General features: G+C 48.5%; 14 protein-coding genes. 7 read left to right on the top strand and 7 right to left on the bottom strand.

Annotated features, from left to right (window positions below; translation table 11 throughout):
• Position 1 precedes the first annotated feature (1 nt).
• From BMY63_RS03705 to mscL, 7 genes are all read right to left on the bottom strand, one after another.
• Entirely contained in the window at positions 2-472 is a 471-nt protein-coding gene (locus BMY63_RS03705) for a CYTH domain-containing protein (protein ID WP_091899809.1), read from the bottom strand.
• 4 nt (positions 473-476) lie between these two features.
• Positions 477-1,121 carry a hypothetical protein gene (locus BMY63_RS03700; protein WP_091899808.1) on the bottom strand — a complete coding sequence of 215 codons (645 nt, stop codon included), beginning with the start codon at positions 1,119-1,121 and terminating at the stop codon, positions 477-479.
• A 42-nt stretch (positions 1,122-1,163) separates the two neighbouring features.
• On the bottom strand, positions 1,164-2,003 hold the full coding sequence (locus tag BMY63_RS03695) for a lamin tail domain-containing protein (RefSeq protein WP_091914766.1): 840 nt from the start codon (positions 2,001-2,003) through the stop codon (positions 1,164-1,166).
• Between the two features lie 37 nt (positions 2,004-2,040).
• Positions 2,041-3,402, bottom strand: a complete 1,362-nt coding sequence (locus tag BMY63_RS03690; protein ID WP_091914764.1) for an OprO/OprP family phosphate-selective porin — start codon at positions 3,400-3,402, stop codon at positions 2,041-2,043.
• Between the two features lie 67 nt (positions 3,403-3,469).
• Positions 3,470-5,032: a helix-turn-helix transcriptional regulator gene (locus BMY63_RS03685; RefSeq protein ID WP_091914762.1), complete on the bottom strand. Its 1,563-nt coding sequence runs from the start codon at positions 5,030-5,032 to the stop codon at positions 3,470-3,472.
• Positions 5,033-5,047: 15 nt separating this feature from the next.
• Positions 5,048-5,695: a DUF47 domain-containing protein gene (locus BMY63_RS03680; protein ID WP_091899804.1), complete on the bottom strand. Its 648-nt coding sequence runs from the start codon at positions 5,693-5,695 to the stop codon at positions 5,048-5,050.
• 311 nt (positions 5,696-6,006) lie between these two features.
• Positions 6,007-6,390, bottom strand: a complete 384-nt coding sequence (mscL, locus tag BMY63_RS03675; protein ID WP_091899803.1) for a large conductance mechanosensitive channel protein MscL — start codon at positions 6,388-6,390, stop codon at positions 6,007-6,009.
• A gap of 279 nt (positions 6,391-6,669) precedes the next feature.
• Here mscL and gap point away from each other — a divergent pair, with 279 nt between their 5' ends.
• The 7 genes from gap to BMY63_RS03640 all read left to right on the top strand — a co-directional run bounded on the left by gap (position 6,670) and on the right by BMY63_RS03640 (position 15,814).
• Positions 6,670-7,695, top strand: coding sequence for a type I glyceraldehyde-3-phosphate dehydrogenase (gene gap, locus BMY63_RS03670; protein WP_027451058.1), 1,026 nt, complete (start codon positions 6,670-6,672; stop codon positions 7,693-7,695).
• Positions 7,696-8,092: 397 nt separating this feature from the next.
• Entirely contained in the window at positions 8,093-9,760 is a 1,668-nt protein-coding gene (locus tag BMY63_RS03665) for a hypothetical protein (RefSeq protein WP_143065706.1), read from the top strand.
• 17 nt (positions 9,761-9,777) lie between these two features.
• Positions 9,778-10,350 carry a DUF5025 domain-containing protein gene (locus BMY63_RS03660; protein WP_091914758.1) on the top strand — a complete coding sequence of 191 codons (573 nt, stop codon included), beginning with the start codon at positions 9,778-9,780 and terminating at the stop codon, positions 10,348-10,350.
• Between the two features lie 151 nt (positions 10,351-10,501).
• Entirely contained in the window at positions 10,502-11,434 is a 933-nt protein-coding gene (miaA, locus tag BMY63_RS03655; RefSeq protein ID WP_091914969.1) for a tRNA (adenosine(37)-N6)-dimethylallyltransferase MiaA, read from the top strand.
• Positions 11,435-11,478: 44 nt separating this feature from the next.
• Entirely contained in the window at positions 11,479-12,414 is a 936-nt protein-coding gene (locus tag BMY63_RS03650; RefSeq protein ID WP_091914756.1) for a diacylglycerol/lipid kinase family protein, read from the top strand.
• Positions 12,415-12,583: 169 nt separating this feature from the next.
• Complete coding sequence (locus BMY63_RS03645) at positions 12,584-14,533, top strand: glycogen debranching enzyme N-terminal domain-containing protein (protein WP_177178368.1); 1,950 nt, start codon at positions 12,584-12,586, stop codon at positions 14,531-14,533.
• 12 nt (positions 14,534-14,545) lie between these two features.
• Positions 14,546-15,814 carry a glycosyltransferase family 4 protein gene (locus tag BMY63_RS03640; RefSeq protein WP_091914752.1) on the top strand — a complete coding sequence of 423 codons (1,269 nt, stop codon included), beginning with the start codon at positions 14,546-14,548 and terminating at the stop codon, positions 15,812-15,814.
• Positions 15,815-15,822 lie beyond the last annotated feature (8 nt).

Here is a 15,822-nt window from a genome sequence, read left to right as displayed (position 1 = left end):
GTTACTTCCAGTTCTTATACGGGTTCTTCATGAGCATGGAGTTGTAGAAGCGCACATCGCCTGTCACCTCCTCACCCAGCCATGCTGGACGGTTGAACTCGGCCTGCTCGTCGGGCAACTCGATCTCTGCTACTGTCAGTCCTTCGTTGTCGCCGTAGAACTCATCCACCTCGAAGGTGAACTCGCCATTCTTCACCAGATAGCGTGTCTTGTCAATGACACCAGGCTCACAGATCTTCAGCAACTCGCGAACCTCCTCGACGGGAATCTCCTTCTCCCACTCGTAGCGACTGGCTCCGCTCTCGTTGCCAATACCTTTGATAGTGATAAAGCCCTTTTCGCCCTTCACTCTCACGCGGACAGTGCGCTCGGGTACTGAACTGAGATAGCCCTGAGTGATACGAGTACTTTTGAAAACTTCGCTTTTGAAATCACCTTTTACAAGGAATTTACGTTCTATTTCCTGTGCCATAATTTTAGTTTGCTAAAGGTTTCTTAATCATTCCAATCACACGCTTGATAGCCTGCAGGTAGTTGATGTTCTCGACACCCTCCAGTCCTACGTCGGCAATGGTCTTCTTGATATCCTCGATCTCAGTAGACTCTGAGTTGATGGTCTTCACCAAAGCACCGTTGATATAGACGTCGCCAGTCTCGCAGATGGTGTCGTTCACCATATAGCCAAAACGTACCTTCTCTACCTTCACGGCCTCGAGGTCGGGGTGAGCATCGATGATGCTGAGGAACTCCTCGAGAGTGTATGTAGGCTTGTCGAGCTTCGGCAGACCGTTCACCTTGAAGGCGGGGAACACATCGTTCTCCAGTACCTCCTTGGCGATCGGGAACTCACCCTTCATCAGCGGGTTCCACTGCTCCAGACCGTCTACGCTCTGTACGAAAGTCTTGATGTCCATCTTTCCGTCACGGATCTTAGTATTATTCACGTCGTTGGTGCGGCTCACGATATAAGTTTCTGTGCTGTGACGTTCCCATACTTTCTCAGGAACGGGTACGCTGAGGCGTGCCATACGCTTGGCAGCGTCGCAGAAGCAACGGCCGAAGCTGCGGAATTCAAAACGCGGTTTAGAGATCTCGCCGATCTTCAGTTTGTCTTTTTCCATAATGTTTTTTAATAATTAAATGTGATTTTGGTATTAATGATATTATTGTACTACAGTCTCATCATCCTTTCCTTCGCTGGCGTTCTTCTCACCGCAGGTGGGATCGGTAATCTTCCACTTACCCTCGCCATCAGGGATGCGGCTCCACGAGCCTTTCACCTTGTCGAGTGACTGACTGCCCCATTCTGCGTCTTTCTCTCCACGCTGGAACTTGTCAATCAGTTGTCCGCTGGGATCGAAGAGCTCAATCAGTACAGACTTCTTGTTGGAGAAACCGCTGCTGATACCACGCTCAGTGGTTCCCTTGGCGCCGATGATGGCGAACACACCATGTGCAGGAATTACCTCGCCCTCGATGCCTGTCCATGCCAGTTTCTCATCCTTGTTGATGGTGATGCCCTTCAGTTTGATGGGGAACTCGCTCATGTTATACAACTCGATGAACTTACCCTCGTCAGTATCGGCGGCTCCGTAGAGTTCGTTCAGACGCAGCTTCGTAAAGTCTGTTGGGGGATCGCCTACAACATACTCACGTTCGGGAGAGGTGCTGGAGAAACCAGCCTCGTTCACAACAGTCACCGTGTACTTCACGGTGGTGCCATCAGCCTGAGCAGGGATTACGCCAGTGTAGGTGCTACCGCTACCTGTCATGGCAACTTCATTGGCACTGCCGCCATTGAGGGTATAGGCTAACGTCACTGTCTTCGCTGCCTGGAGCCCGGAGATGGTGGCTGTCACGGTTACGGCGTCGTTGGAAGTGGGCGCTGCCACGTCGGCAGTTACCGAGTCAATGTTTGAAGGTCCTTCGTAGACCTCATCTTCTACGCATGCGGCCATCAGAGACATGGTGGCGAGCACGAGCATATATTTTATTGTCTTCATGATTTTCTCTTTTTAATGTTATTATTGATGTCATGACTTAGAAATTGATCTCGAAACGTACTGCCAGGGTGTTGTATTTGATACCTCCCTTGCCCTTGGGCTCTGTGACCTTGGTGAAGTCGGCGGTCGGTTTGCCGGCGGCATCATGACCGACAATCAGCTTACCCTTTCCGTTGGCATAGCGGTCATTAATTGAGCGCATGTAGTTCAGTACCATCTTGACAGAGTTTCCGAAGTAGAAGGTCAGACCTGCTGTATAGTTCTGGCCAGAGCCTCCGTAGATGTTCCGATCGTTCAGGTCGAGATAGTCGTAGCGCAGACCGAGTTCGATGTCACCCCATTTCTTACCTGGAGCGATTGATGTGAACTCACCCTCTGCCACGTTGAAGTGCTGCTGACCGCCGAGGAGCAGAAAACCTACTTGTGCGTAGTAACCGCCGAAATCATAACCCTCGCCAGGTACGGCTACGTGGGTGTTGATCCACTCAGTCTGGTATTTCATACCTTTGTAGTAGCCGGCCGACTCAATACCATAGAGCCACTGGTGGTGCACGTTAGGGATGACATCCGTGTCGATATACTTCTTACGGTTGATGCTTGTAGAGTTACGGGTGCTGAAACGCATGCCACCGTAGTCGGAAGCAGCCTCGTCGGTCTTAGGTGTACGGTAGGAACCTTTTCCTGCAAGGTAGACTCCCATGGTGCGCTCTTGGTTGTAAGGCATCCATCCGATCTTTGAGGTGATCGAGTAGCCTTGACTGCGTCCGAAGTCCTTGTTGTTGTTCTGGACATTCTCAGCTGCCTCTGCTCCTTCGATAGCCTGAAAGAAGGTTCCGATAGAGGCGCGGAAGTGGTCGCGCAGATAGGCTGCCTGGAATCCCAGATGGCGTGAAGGCGCGAGGGCCTGGGTGACCATCGGGCGCTCGATGAACTGCAGATAGCGAGAGGTGGTGGTGCGCTCCATGGAGAAGTCTTCTTTGAAGTTACCCATCTTCAACTCTACGTTCTTTAGGCCGTCGTACTCGATGATAGCATCCTTGAGTTCAAAGACACCGTCGGCCATATCCATGTCGACCTCACCGTACCAGTCTTTGGTAATCTGTGCCTTGATGGCGAAACGTACACGACGGGTGCTCACACCGTTACCGATTCTGTCGAAATCGGACTTGGCGCCCCAGAAAGAGGCACCGTCAACCTGTACGCGGTTATCCATCCACAGTTTGTAGCTTTGGTCTTTAGACTCCATGACAAGAATGTTGTTGCGTGCTTCAGTATGCAACTCCTTCCTGTCGACCGCTACGCCATACTGGTTGTAGCGTACTTCCTCGTTCTCCTGAGCCGACATGCTGCCGCTTATCAGTAGCAAGGCTCCTAAAGTCAGAAATGCAGTTTTTCTCATAATTGTTGTTGGATTAGTGAATTAATATAAATTTGGTCGTTAGAAAAGTTAGACGTCAAATGAATACTTACAGCATCTGCAGATAACCTACCAGATTCTCACCACGGTCGAGTTGCAGCTTCTTTCGCAGTCGGTAGCGATTAATCTCGATACTTTTTGTCTCCAGGTTCACGATGCTGGCAATCTCCTTGCTTGAGAATCCTAATCGTAGAAGGATGGCGAGCCGCCGCTCACGCTCCGAGAGGTTCGGACAGCGCATCTGCAGGCGGCATACGAAGTCGTGGTGCATCTTCTCCACATCCTGATAGATCTTCTCCATCTCAGGTGGATAGCACAGCGTGTCCTTCAGATCGCGATCGATATCTGTCAGCGACTTCTTGATGCTCTCTATGTTGTTCTCTTGGATGAGGCGCCTGAGGCGGGCACCCACCTCGGTCATATATTCGCGTTGCTGTTGCACGAAGAGCGATAGGTCGATGAGTTCTCTGTGTTTGAAATCGATCTCACGCGTCATGCTGTCAAACTGTGAGGTGACAGCCATCACATCCAGACGGTTCATCTCGTGACTCACTTCATCGCGGTGTCTCAGCTCGTCACTGAGCATCCGACTGACATACTTGTTCTTTTTATATTGTATGTAGTAGAGCCTGATCATCGAGCATACGAGCACGGTGAACAGAGCGACTGCCCAGAAGAAGTAGGGACGGGCATAGAACCATCTCATGCCAGCTCCGATCAGGAAGGCCAGCAATGGTGAGGTGACGGCTATCGACACAATGTTCATCACACTCCGGCTCTCCTTCCCCCGTTCCAAGATGAGGGTGTTGCTCTCTTTCAGTAGGTTAGCCGACACAAGCACGGGGGGGAACAATCCTGTGATGAGCGGCAGCAGGGTGTTCATAATGGTCATTACCAGGGCCTGTGCATAGAGCGACGATACGTGTCTGGACATTCCGTTGCTATGTGAGCGCTGGTAGACACATCTGACGATGGGACTCAGGCATACCACACTGGCGGCCACTACAAACAGCCATAGACACCAGTTGCCGGCGTGTCCTCGATATAGGGGCGTGAACAGTGAGTCGATAAACAGGCCGTAGTTACAGGCCAGGGCGATGCCTCCAAGTATCAGACCCACATAAGCAATCCATTTGGTGTAGAGCTGTTTCATCAGAAGATGCATGTTGCTCTCCTCGATATAGCTGCGTATCATCGAATGGAAAAGCACAGAGGCTGCCATGCTTAGTAGGGGGGCGACGATGATGGATACCATGACGGTAGCCCAGATAATGCTGTCGGCATGCCCTTCTTGTGTGTATTTCATGGCCAGCAGTACACCCCAGAAGATGGTGACAGTGGAATAGGGTCTGTTGATTGTCGACATGAGCACGAGAGTGAGCACCATAGATACTAGAACGGTGATCACCTCGCCCATGCCTGCCATAAAATAGCTGTTCTCATGCAGGATAATCAGTCCTGTACCTGTCGACATCGCCACGAGCAGACAGATCAGGAACGGCCATACCCTCAAGATATCTGCCACGTGGATGTCGGAGAAGCTGTTGGCAAGCTCCTTCCATCCGAGACAGAAGCATATCGATAATATGAGGATGATGGCAACGATCAGCATGAGCGAAAAGGATTTTTAGTAACGCTGTTTAACTGCCAGTACCGACAACAGGTCGGCGGCCTTGACGGCCTCCTCGGCTATTTGTTCTACATGGAGCGTGAAATAACGCAAGTGTATTTTCTGACTGAGTTTAAAGTTTTCCATCTCGTGGAACACCTTACGCTTGATGGCCTGAGCCAGTTTCTCCACCTCTTTTTCATAGAAATAAATGGTGTGAATCTTTTCCGTCAATTGCTGCGGCGAACGGAAATGATCGCGGATAGCCTGTGCCACGATTTCCACAGAGAGCGACACCAACTCCACCAGTTTCAGGAACTCGATGTTCAACTCAGAGGGGAAGAAAGGAATCTCAATCTCATATTGCACTAGGTTCTTATAGAGCTGTCCTACAATCATGTCCATGTGCTCCAACAACTGCAGAATGTCGATACGGTTCTCGGTGATGAGGGCATAGGTGTAGAGACTGTTCTCTATACCGCGACGCATGTCTGTAGTGTTGTCGCGAATAGCGGTGATCGCCTGGATATTACCATTGAAAGCATCCTTGTTTCCTTCCAGGTAGTTCCTGATGCCGTTCTTATAAATCAGTACGCACTCGTCCATCTTATCAATGAACTGGTCGAGGTCTGCTACAATCTGTTTTACTTTGTTTCGTCCAAGCATATGCTGCTAAGTTGATGAGTTTGAAAAACGGTTTCTAATTACTGGGTACAAAGGTAGTGAATAGTTTTGAAACTACAAAATCTGATATAGAGTTCGAAAAATAGCTGTGTTAAGGAAATGGAGAGTTGTGGATATATGCTAAATTATTAAGACTTAATGTTTTATAAATTTTGCATGTATTGTGTTTTGAGTGCCGTAAAAATGTGCTTGTAGAGTTTTTGTATAATTCAAACAAGGGTGGATGTGGCTAAAAAAAGAAGGACTGCATCATCGCCATGATGCAGTCCTTGTGCTTATTGCTGTCCGACAGATTACTTGTTCTTCAACAGGTCACGGATTTCAGCGAGCAGTTCCTCCTGAGAGGGACCCTTCGGTGCCTCGGGAGCTGCGGGCTCTTCCTGCTTGCGGTTCAACTTGTTCATGCCTTTAATCATCAAGAAGATACAGAATGCGATGATGACGAAATCGATGACACTCTGAACAAACTGACCGTAGGTGATGTTGGCATCACCGATGGTAGCCTTCAAACCAGTAAAGTCAATACCGCCAGTCACGATACCAAGGATAGGCATCAGAATGTCGTTTACCAGACTTGTAACAATTTTACCAAACGCGCCGCCGATGATGACACCGACTGCCATGTCCATCACATTGCCTTTAACGGCAAACTCCTTGAATTCTTTAATAAATCCCATAATTTAATAGTTTTAATGTTTAACGTATCGCTTGGCTTTGCCAGTTGGCTCGGCCAATAATGATTGAATTGTAATCTTCGTTTTGCAATCGTCCGTGTAAAAGCACCGATTTGGGAGCTTTTTACTTTTAGGTTTTCACTTTTTGCTTCTTTTTAGTTAGATTTCATGTGCAAATATAGAAAATATTTCGTAACTTTGTGCCCGAAAACGAGAAAAAGTGCAAAAATGCACTAAAATTAGTAAGGATTAGGTATAAACCCTTTAAATATTTAATGTAAAATGACAAAAGTAGCAATTAACGGTTTTGGCCGTATTGGTCGTCTCGCATTCCGTCAGATGTTCGAGGCTGAAGGTTATGAAGTAGTAGCTATCAACGACTTGACAAGTCCTAAGATGCTCGCTCACCTGCTGAAGTATGATACCGCTCAGGGTGGTTTCTGCGGCAAGTTCGGTGAGAACAAGCACACTGTTGAGGCTGGTGAGGATTTCATCGTAGTTGATGGTAAGAAGATCACTATCTATGCTATTCCTAACGCTGCTGAGCTGCCTTGGGGTAAGCTGGATGTAGACGTTGTTCTGGAGTGCACAGGTTTCTACACATCTAAGGAGAAGGCTTCTGCTCACCTGACTGCTGGTGCTAAGAAGGTTGTTATCTCTGCTCCTGCTGGTAACGATCTGCCTACTATCGTTTACAATGTAAACCACAAGACTCTGACTCCTGCTGACACTGTTATCTCAGCTGCTTCTTGCACAACGAACTGTCTGGCTCCTATGACCAAGGCTCTGAACGACCTTGCTCCGATCCAGAGCGGTATCATGACAACCGTTCACGCTTACACTGGCGACCAGATGATTCTCGACGGTCCTCAGCGCAAGGGTGATGTACAGCGTGCTCGTGCTGGTGCTCAGAACATCGTTCCTAACTCAACTGGTGCTGCTAAGGCTATCGGTCTCGTTATCCCCGAGCTGAACGGTAAGCTGATCGGTGCTGCACAGCGCGTTCCGACTCCTACAGGTTCTACCACCATCCTGCACGCTGTTGTTAAGGGTGATGTAACTGTTGAGAGCATCAACGCTGCCATGAAGGCTGCTCAGAACGAGAGCTTCGGTTACACTGAGGAGAAGCTCGTTTCTAGCGACATCATCGGTATGAAGTTCGGTTCTCTGTTCGACGCTAACCAGACCATGGTAAGCAAGATGGAGGATGGTAACTCACTCGTACAGGTTGTTTCTTGGTACGACAATGAGAACTCTTACACTTCTCAGATGGTTCGCACCATTAAGTACCTCGCTGAACTCAAATAAGCAGCGAGAGCAAACGAAAGTTTGTTTTCAGTTTGCCGAGTCGCGTATTTGAGTCGATGAAGTCAACTGAAATAATCTCATAGAGATATCAAATCCTTAAGCCGTCCGATTCCTTCGGGCGGCTTTTTGTTTGATTACCCGTCTGTTAAATAGTACAAATTACAGGGCGTGGTAATGTTAATTTGCTTTACTTTGTTTTGTAATTTGCGAATAGTTATTTAATTTTGCATAACAAAATAAAGAGGATAAACCTTTTTCATGAAATGGCGGGTAAACTGATGACGCTTTTTATGGTGGTCACATACATCAATGATGAAGTATAAACGGAGGTTATGCTGAAAATCCGGAAAAATAGAGTAGGCATATCGTATTATTAACAAATAATTATCAATCAAAAATGAAAAAACATTTTTTTAGAATGGCTTTTGCTGTATCGACTTTTAAAGTTGTGAAAAAAGTTTTAGTGTTATTTGTGTTATTCGCTTTAATCTCTTGTAGTGCTAAAGATGAGATTTCTTTATGTGAACAAGAAAACGTTAAAAGTGAGAATATTGGGATAAATCAAAACGCACAACGAGATTTTGCGATAATTCTCTCAAAGGCTGTAGAGGATAATGCTGATTTACGAATGTTCTTAAGAGATGAGGCTCAGAAGCAATTTGACAATACATATGATGTTTTTTATCCTTATGTGAGAAACTCAAAAGTTGGTGGGAATAGCACGTTTAGAGAGATATTGTTGAATTACACGACGGAGAAAGAACTTGCTGGCATCGAGAGAAGTCTTCCCTTGCTGAATATTGTAATTCCGGATTTGTCGATGTTTGATGCGTTCAGCGTGAATGAGTGGGATGCTTATAATGATGAGATTGCTGTTAGTTATATAGAAGGCAATAATAATTCTGTGTTCTATTCAAATGGTGATTCTGTTTTTTCACTCCCTAAGGGATCTCTTCCTGCTTTTCCGTATATGGTTGTGAAGAACAGCGAGCGAATGAAAGTGGTTAATCGTGGTTTTACTCGCTCATCAAATATGGATGATTTGCAATATGACTTTGTTGATGATATATTCAATAAAAGATTGAATAAGCCAACAACAAGATCCAAAACAACCAGTTATATAAATTATAATGTGAATGAGGAAGGACCATATATGAAAGCAGAATATCTTGATCAAAGAGTTAAGGAGGCCTATGCAAAATACAAAAACGATCCTTTCGCCTGTGACAGAGATTTGATTTATTATAATATGGATAAGTCGAATTCTGAAAAAGGAAAACTAAATACAAAGTGGCGTGAGAAGTTATGGAAATTCAGAGTTGTTCATAGTGCTTATTCTGAAATTGCGCAGAAAGAGCTTGGTGATCCCGTAATTGATACCGAATGCCATAGCCGCAAAGCTCCATTCTCAAATGAAGAACTTATTGAGAAAATATGGACGAACGGAGATTATGTATTTAAATTCTGGATTGAATATGGTAGAAATAATACCCAAGATAAAAGTACGGTAAGAATAGTCAATGTTCCACCATATAAGCTTTTCCAGTTTTCGAAAATCAAATGTGCGTATCAACATAGTACTGCTTTCAGAAAGTCAAAATATTATTATACGGTGGATTTGTCTGATATTAAACCCCTTTGGGTTAATGTTAACGAGATGCTAGATGGAAATGATCTTCTTTTAATGGATGAACCTTGGGATTTGACTAGCTTGTCAACCAATATTAATATCAGGATAGAAGAGTCTGATCCTACAATTGAATTCACAAAATCAGTTGAATTCAGCAATACTTTTGCTGGAAGCGCAAATTTCGATTTAGGAATCGGAGGTAAGGACGCCAGTGCAACAGCAAAGGTTTCGTTAGGCGTTTCAGGTTCATTTACAACTAAGCGAACTCACTCGGAAAAATGGGTTGAAGAATCTGATGAATTGGGAAGCGTATCATTGAATTATGTAGCTCCTGTTATTGTGTCAGATTCTGAACTATCGACAAAGGGATACAAAATACATACGCTTCATACAGGATTGATAGAAATTATGATAGTTCCTGTAACTGTTAGGTGATATAAATATTTCTAGCGATGAAGATAAAAGCTATATTATTGTTGATTGCTGTGGCGGTCATGTCGTCGTGCCATAGTGATGGCGAAGAGGATGGATTTAACAAAGTCCGTTTTGGCTATTTTGAAGGAAATATTGGGGATTCTTATGTGAATATTTGTAATACAGAAGACCATAGGGACAGAATACATGGGGCACTTCGTGAGTATCACAATGAACTCGAAGTCGCTGTTTGGGGAGTACGTTATAATTCGTCTCCATCGACTTTGTCACGTTTGCATATACGTCTTTGTTCTTTACATAGAGGAATTTATAAAATGAAAAAGACATTGAACGAAGTTGCCTTGGATCCATTGGAATATCAATATATCAGTAGTGCTGTTGAGTTCGAGAGAAAGACCGAAAATGAGAGCGTGCTCTATGGTCCCAAAAGGGAGAACCCTTTTCTCGTGTATGTCACTGATGTGAGATATGATCCGAGGGATATGGATGACCTGTCAATTGTGGAAGGTTATATGAACGGCGTTCTTTATAACAGAGAGAACCCTACTGACAGTATTGTAATCGATCATGTAAAGTTTGGCTTTCGCTGATGGCAATGCTTTCAGATAATCATTAACTTAAGCCGTCCGATTCCGTCGGGCGGCTTTTTTGTTCTTTTTATTTGGTTCTTTCCTTGATTTCTGCTATCTTTGCATCCGATAGGCAGTGCCTGTAGTGTCGTAAATGATGAACGAGAAGAAAATGATAACGATATTAGGTCCGACGGCATCGGGGAAGACCACGGTGGCGGCTCATCTGGCGGCCCTTGTCGATGGAGAGATTATCTCGGCCGACTCACGACAGGTGTATCGGCGGATGGATATCGGCACGGGAAAGGATCTGGTCGACTATCGCCTGCCTGCCGCCGAAGGACAGGAGCCAGTCGTCATTCCCTATCACCTGATTGACATACGGGAGCCTGGTACGAAATACAACCTGTTCGAGTATCAGCAGGATTTCTTCGATGCCTATCAGGATATCCGTAACAGACAGAAACTGCCTATCCTCTGTGGTGGAACAGGACTCTATATCGAGGCTGTGCTGAAAGGCTACCACCTCTCGCCTGTGCCTCAGAATCCCGAACTGCGAGAACGCCTGGATGGGAAACCACTCGCAGAGCTCACGAAGATGCTTGTGGAACTGAAGTCGAAGACGGGCTCGAACATGCATAACACGACGGATGTGGACTCCTGTCAGCGAGCCATCCGCGCCATCGAGATCGAGACATACAACCTGCAGCATCCGACACCGCGACGCGAGTTGCCACCTGTTGAGTCGCTCATCATCGGTATCAGCATCGATCGTGATGCGCGCCGCGAGAAGATCACCCGTCGACTGAAGGCCCGTTTGGAGGAAGGCATGATCGATGAGGTGCGTGCACTGCTCAACGAAGGTATCCCGCCGGAGGATTTGGTCTATTACGGATTGGAGTATAAGTTCGTGACGGAGTATCTGACGGGTAAGACCACCTACGATGAGATGTTCACCCAACTGGAGATCGCCATCCATCAGTTTGCCAAACGGCAGATGACTTGGTTCCGAGGGATGGAGCGGCGAGGTTTCAAGATCAACTGGATCGAGGCGTCTCTTCCCATGGAGGAAAAGATGGCGCAGATTCTAAAACTCAATGTTTAATCGACAATCATCAATGTTCAATCATCAATGTTCAATAGTATAACATGGCAGTAGAACCAACAAGATGGGCTATCCTGTATTGCCCGAAAGCAGGCATCTCCAACAAACGTAAGCGTTGGGAGAAGATCCAGAAGGTGCTTGATGAGCACAAGGTGGAGTATGACTTTGTGCAGAGCGAGACGGCTAATAGTGTGGAACGTCTCATGCGGATGCTGATCAGCAACGGCTATAAGACCATCATTATCGTTGGTGGCGACTCTGCGCTCAACGATGCCGTCAACTGTCTGATGGCAGAGGAGAAGGCTGTGCGCGACAGTATCGCACTGGGCGTGATACCCAATGGCATCATGAACGACTTCGCCCGTTTCTGGGGCTTCGAGGAAGACAAGATCGAGCAGACCGTCGAATGGCTTCAGAAGCGTAGGATACGGACGATCGACCTGGGCTGTATCCGTTATCAGAACGCGAAGGGCGAGCGCTGTCACCGTTATTTCCTGAACTGTATCAATATCGGTATGACGGCCGACATCATGAACCTGCGTCGCCAGACCCGTCGCTTGTTCGGCTCACGCACGCTGTCGTTCATCTCGTCGCTGTTTGTCATGCTGTTCCATAGGATGGAGTACAAGATGAAACTGAAGATCAACAACGATGTGATTGAACGCAAGGTGATGACCATGTGCGTGGGCAGTGGTCCAGGCTATGGACAGACCCCCAACGCCGTGCCCTATAACGGCATGCTCGACGTGTCGGTGGTCTACCACCCCGAGGTGGTCCAACTGCTCGAGGGACTATGGCTGTTGGTCACTGGCCGCTTCCTCAACCACCGCAGTGTGCATCCCTATCGCACCAGGGAGGTGTTTGTCGACTATGCGAAGCGGGCGATGGTGGGTATCGACGGTCGTTTGATGAAGACACCGAAGGGCTCTTATCGCATCGATATCGAACAAGAGGTTATCAACTTCCTTATACCAGAGTAGAAAAACCAGAGGGCACAGTCTGCCTTCTGGTTTTTCTTCATAGATACCCTTTGGTTTCTTAAAATAAGTGTTAAATCATATCGAACGCTTTGCCGACTGCGTAAAAATACCTACCTTTGGAAAATTAATGACTAATACAACAATAATTAAATACCTTTAGACAGGAGCTATGAGCTATTTACGATTAGAAAAGGCCGTGATGACCAACCTGCAGGAAAGTCTGCGTCGTGAATTCCTCCGGACTAACCGTTCCGGCGCCTATAGCAGTTCAACGCTTGTTGACTGCAATACGCGCAAATACCATGGTCTGCTGGTAGTTCCCGTACCCGAGCTTGACGACGAGAACCACGTGTTGCTCTCCTCGCTCGACTGTACGGTCATTCAGCACGGAGCAGAATTCAACCTCGGACTACACAAGTATCAGGGCAACATCTTCAGTCCTAACGGCCATAAATACATCCGCGAATTCGATGCCACCATCGTGCCTACGACGACCTATCGTGTCGGAGGTGTCGTGCTGAAGAAAGAGGTGATCTTCCAGCACTACGAGGACTGCATCCTTATCCGCTATACCCTGGTCGAGGCCCATTCGGCCACCACCCTGCGCTTCCGTCCGTTCCTGGCCTTCCGTTCCGTGCGTCAGTTCACCCACGAGAATGCGACAGCCAGTCGTGAGTACAGTCAGGTGGACAACGGCATCAAGACCTGTATGTATGCCGGCTATCCCGACCTCTTTATGCAGTTCTCCAAGAAGAACGAGTTTATCTTCCGTCCCGACTGGTATCGCGGCATCGAGTATCCGAAGGAGCAGGAGCGCGGCTATGCCTCCAACGAGGACCTGTATGTGCCTGGCTATTTCGAGATGCCTATCAAGAAAGGCGAGAGCATCGTCTTCTCGGCCTCTACCTCGCAGATCAAGACCTCGACGCTCATGGCGCTCTTCGACAAAGAGGTGGCTCAGCGCGTGCCGAGAGATAACTTCTACCACTGTCTGGTCACTGCCGCCCATCAGTTCCATAACCGTCAGCCCAACAACGACCGTTACCTGTTGGCGGGCTATCCCTGGTTCAAGTCGCGAGCCCGCGACACGTTCATCGCCTTGCCAGGACTCACCCTGTCGATTGGCGAGCGTGACTACTTCGAGTTGGTGATGAAGACCGCCGAGAAGGGGCTCCGTGAGTTCATGAAAGGTAAGCCCCTGACGGTGAAGATCTACGAGATTGAACAGCCTGATGTGCCCCTGTGGGCCGTGTGGGCTATCCAACAATATGCCAAGGAGGCAGGGCGCGACGAGTGTTTCAAGCGCTATGGCAAGCTCCTGCAGGATATCATCCGTTACATCATCGACGGCGGTCATCCGAACCTCCGCCTCGACGAGAACGGCCTGCTCTACTCGAATGGTCGCGACCGTGCCGTCACCTGGATGAACTCCACAGCCAACGGTCGTCCTGTGGTGCCGCGCTCAGGCTATATCGTCGAGTTCAACGCCCTCTGGTATAACGCCCTGAAGTTCTGTGCCTCGATGGCAGCCGAGAGGGGCGATGCCGAAGGTGCTGCCGGCTTGGAGCAGCGTGCCGACCTGGCCAAGCGCTCGTTTGTCGATACCTTCGTCAACGAATATGGCTACCTGCTCGACTATGTCGATGGTAACATGATGGACTGGAGCGTGCGACCCAACATGATCTTCGCTGTGGCGCTCGACTACTCACCGCTCTCACAGGAGCAGATGAAGAGTGTGGTCGATATCTGTACCCGTGAGCTGCTCACACCGAAAGGACTGCGCTCCTTGTCGCCTAAGAGCGGCGGCTATAATCCCATCTATGTGGGTCCGCAGACCCAGCGCGACTATGCCTACCATCAGGGTACGGCTTGGCCTTGGCTCGGTGGTTTCTATATGGAGGCCTGTCTGAAGCTCTACAAACGCAGTCGTCTGAGTTTCATCGAGCGTCAGCTCGTGGGCTATGAGGACGAGATGGACTATCATGCCATCGGAACCATCAGCGAACTGTTCGATGGTAACCCGCCGTTCAACGGGCGCGGCGCCATGTCCTTTGCAATGAACGTGGCCGAGATCCTGCGCACGCTGAAGCTCATGGATAAGTATTCATATCAAAAGTAAGGAGGAACGACGATGAAAGTATTGATGTTTGGTTGGGAGTATCCTCCTCATGTGTTTGGTGGACTGGCTACCGCGAACTACGGTATCTCTGAGGGTCTGAAGGCCCAAGGCGATATCGAGACCGTGCTCTGTCTGCCTCATCCCTTTGGCGACGAGAGTCAGCATGCCTGTCGTATTGTTGCCATGAACGCCGTTCCTATCGTATACCGTGATGTCGACTACGACTACGTGAAGCAGCGCGTGGGCAGCATCATGGACCCCGATTACTATTTTAGGCTCCGCGAGCATATCTATGCCGACTTCAGCTATATGAACGTCAACGATCTTGGTGCCATGGAGTTTGCCGGAGGTTATCCGGGCAACCTGCACGAAGAGATCAACAACTATTCGATCATTGCTGGACAGGTGGCACGAACGGAGCAATTCGATATCATCCATGCCCACGACTGGCTTACCTTCCCTGCCGGCATCCATGCCAAGCAGGTGAGCGGCAAGCCTCTCTGCATCCATGTCCATGCCACCGACTTCGACCGCTCACGCGGTAAGGTGAACCCCACGGTCTACTCGATTGAGAAGAACGGTATGGACTGGGCCGACTGTATCATGTGTGTGTCGGAGCTGACCCGTCAGACGGTCATCCAACAATACCATCAGGACCCGCGTAAGTGCTTCACGGTCCACAATGCCGTCTACCCCCTGCCGCAGGAGTATCAGGATATTCCGCGCCCCGATCATACGGGCAAGGAGAAGGTGGTGACCTTCCTCGGGCGCATCACCATGCAGAAAGGTCCCGAATACTTCGTCGAGGCTGCCACGATGGTGCTCCACCGTACCCGTAACGTTCGTTTCTGTATGGCGGGCTCAGGCGATATGATGGACGCGATGATCCATCTGGCTGCCGAGCGTGGCATCGCCGACCGTTTCCATTTCCCCGGCTTTATGCGAGGTCGACAGGTATATGAGTGCCTGAAAGCCTCCGATGTATATGTGATGCCCTCCGTGAGTGAGCCTTTCGGCATCTCTCCCTTGGAGGCCATGCAGTGCGGCACTCCCTCGATCATCTCCAAGCAGTCGGGCTGTGCCGAGATTCTCAACAACTGTATCAAGGTCGACTACTGGGACATCCACGCCCTGGCCGATGCCATCTACTCGATCTGCCACAACGACTCGCTCTTCCAATACCTCAAGGAGGAAGGGCAGCGTGAGGTCGACCAGATCACCTGGGAGAAGGTTGGCCGCTGGATACGTACCCTCTATCTCAGAACCCTGGGGTGGGAATAATTAAATAA

The sequence above is a fragment of the Prevotella aff. ruminicola Tc2-24 genome (assembly GCF_900110895.1).
Classification (GTDB): domain Bacteria; phylum Bacteroidota; class Bacteroidia; order Bacteroidales; family Bacteroidaceae; genus Prevotella.
The sequence above is the reverse complement of the archived record's forward strand: the minus strand, read 5'-3'. Positions and strand labels throughout refer to the sequence as shown.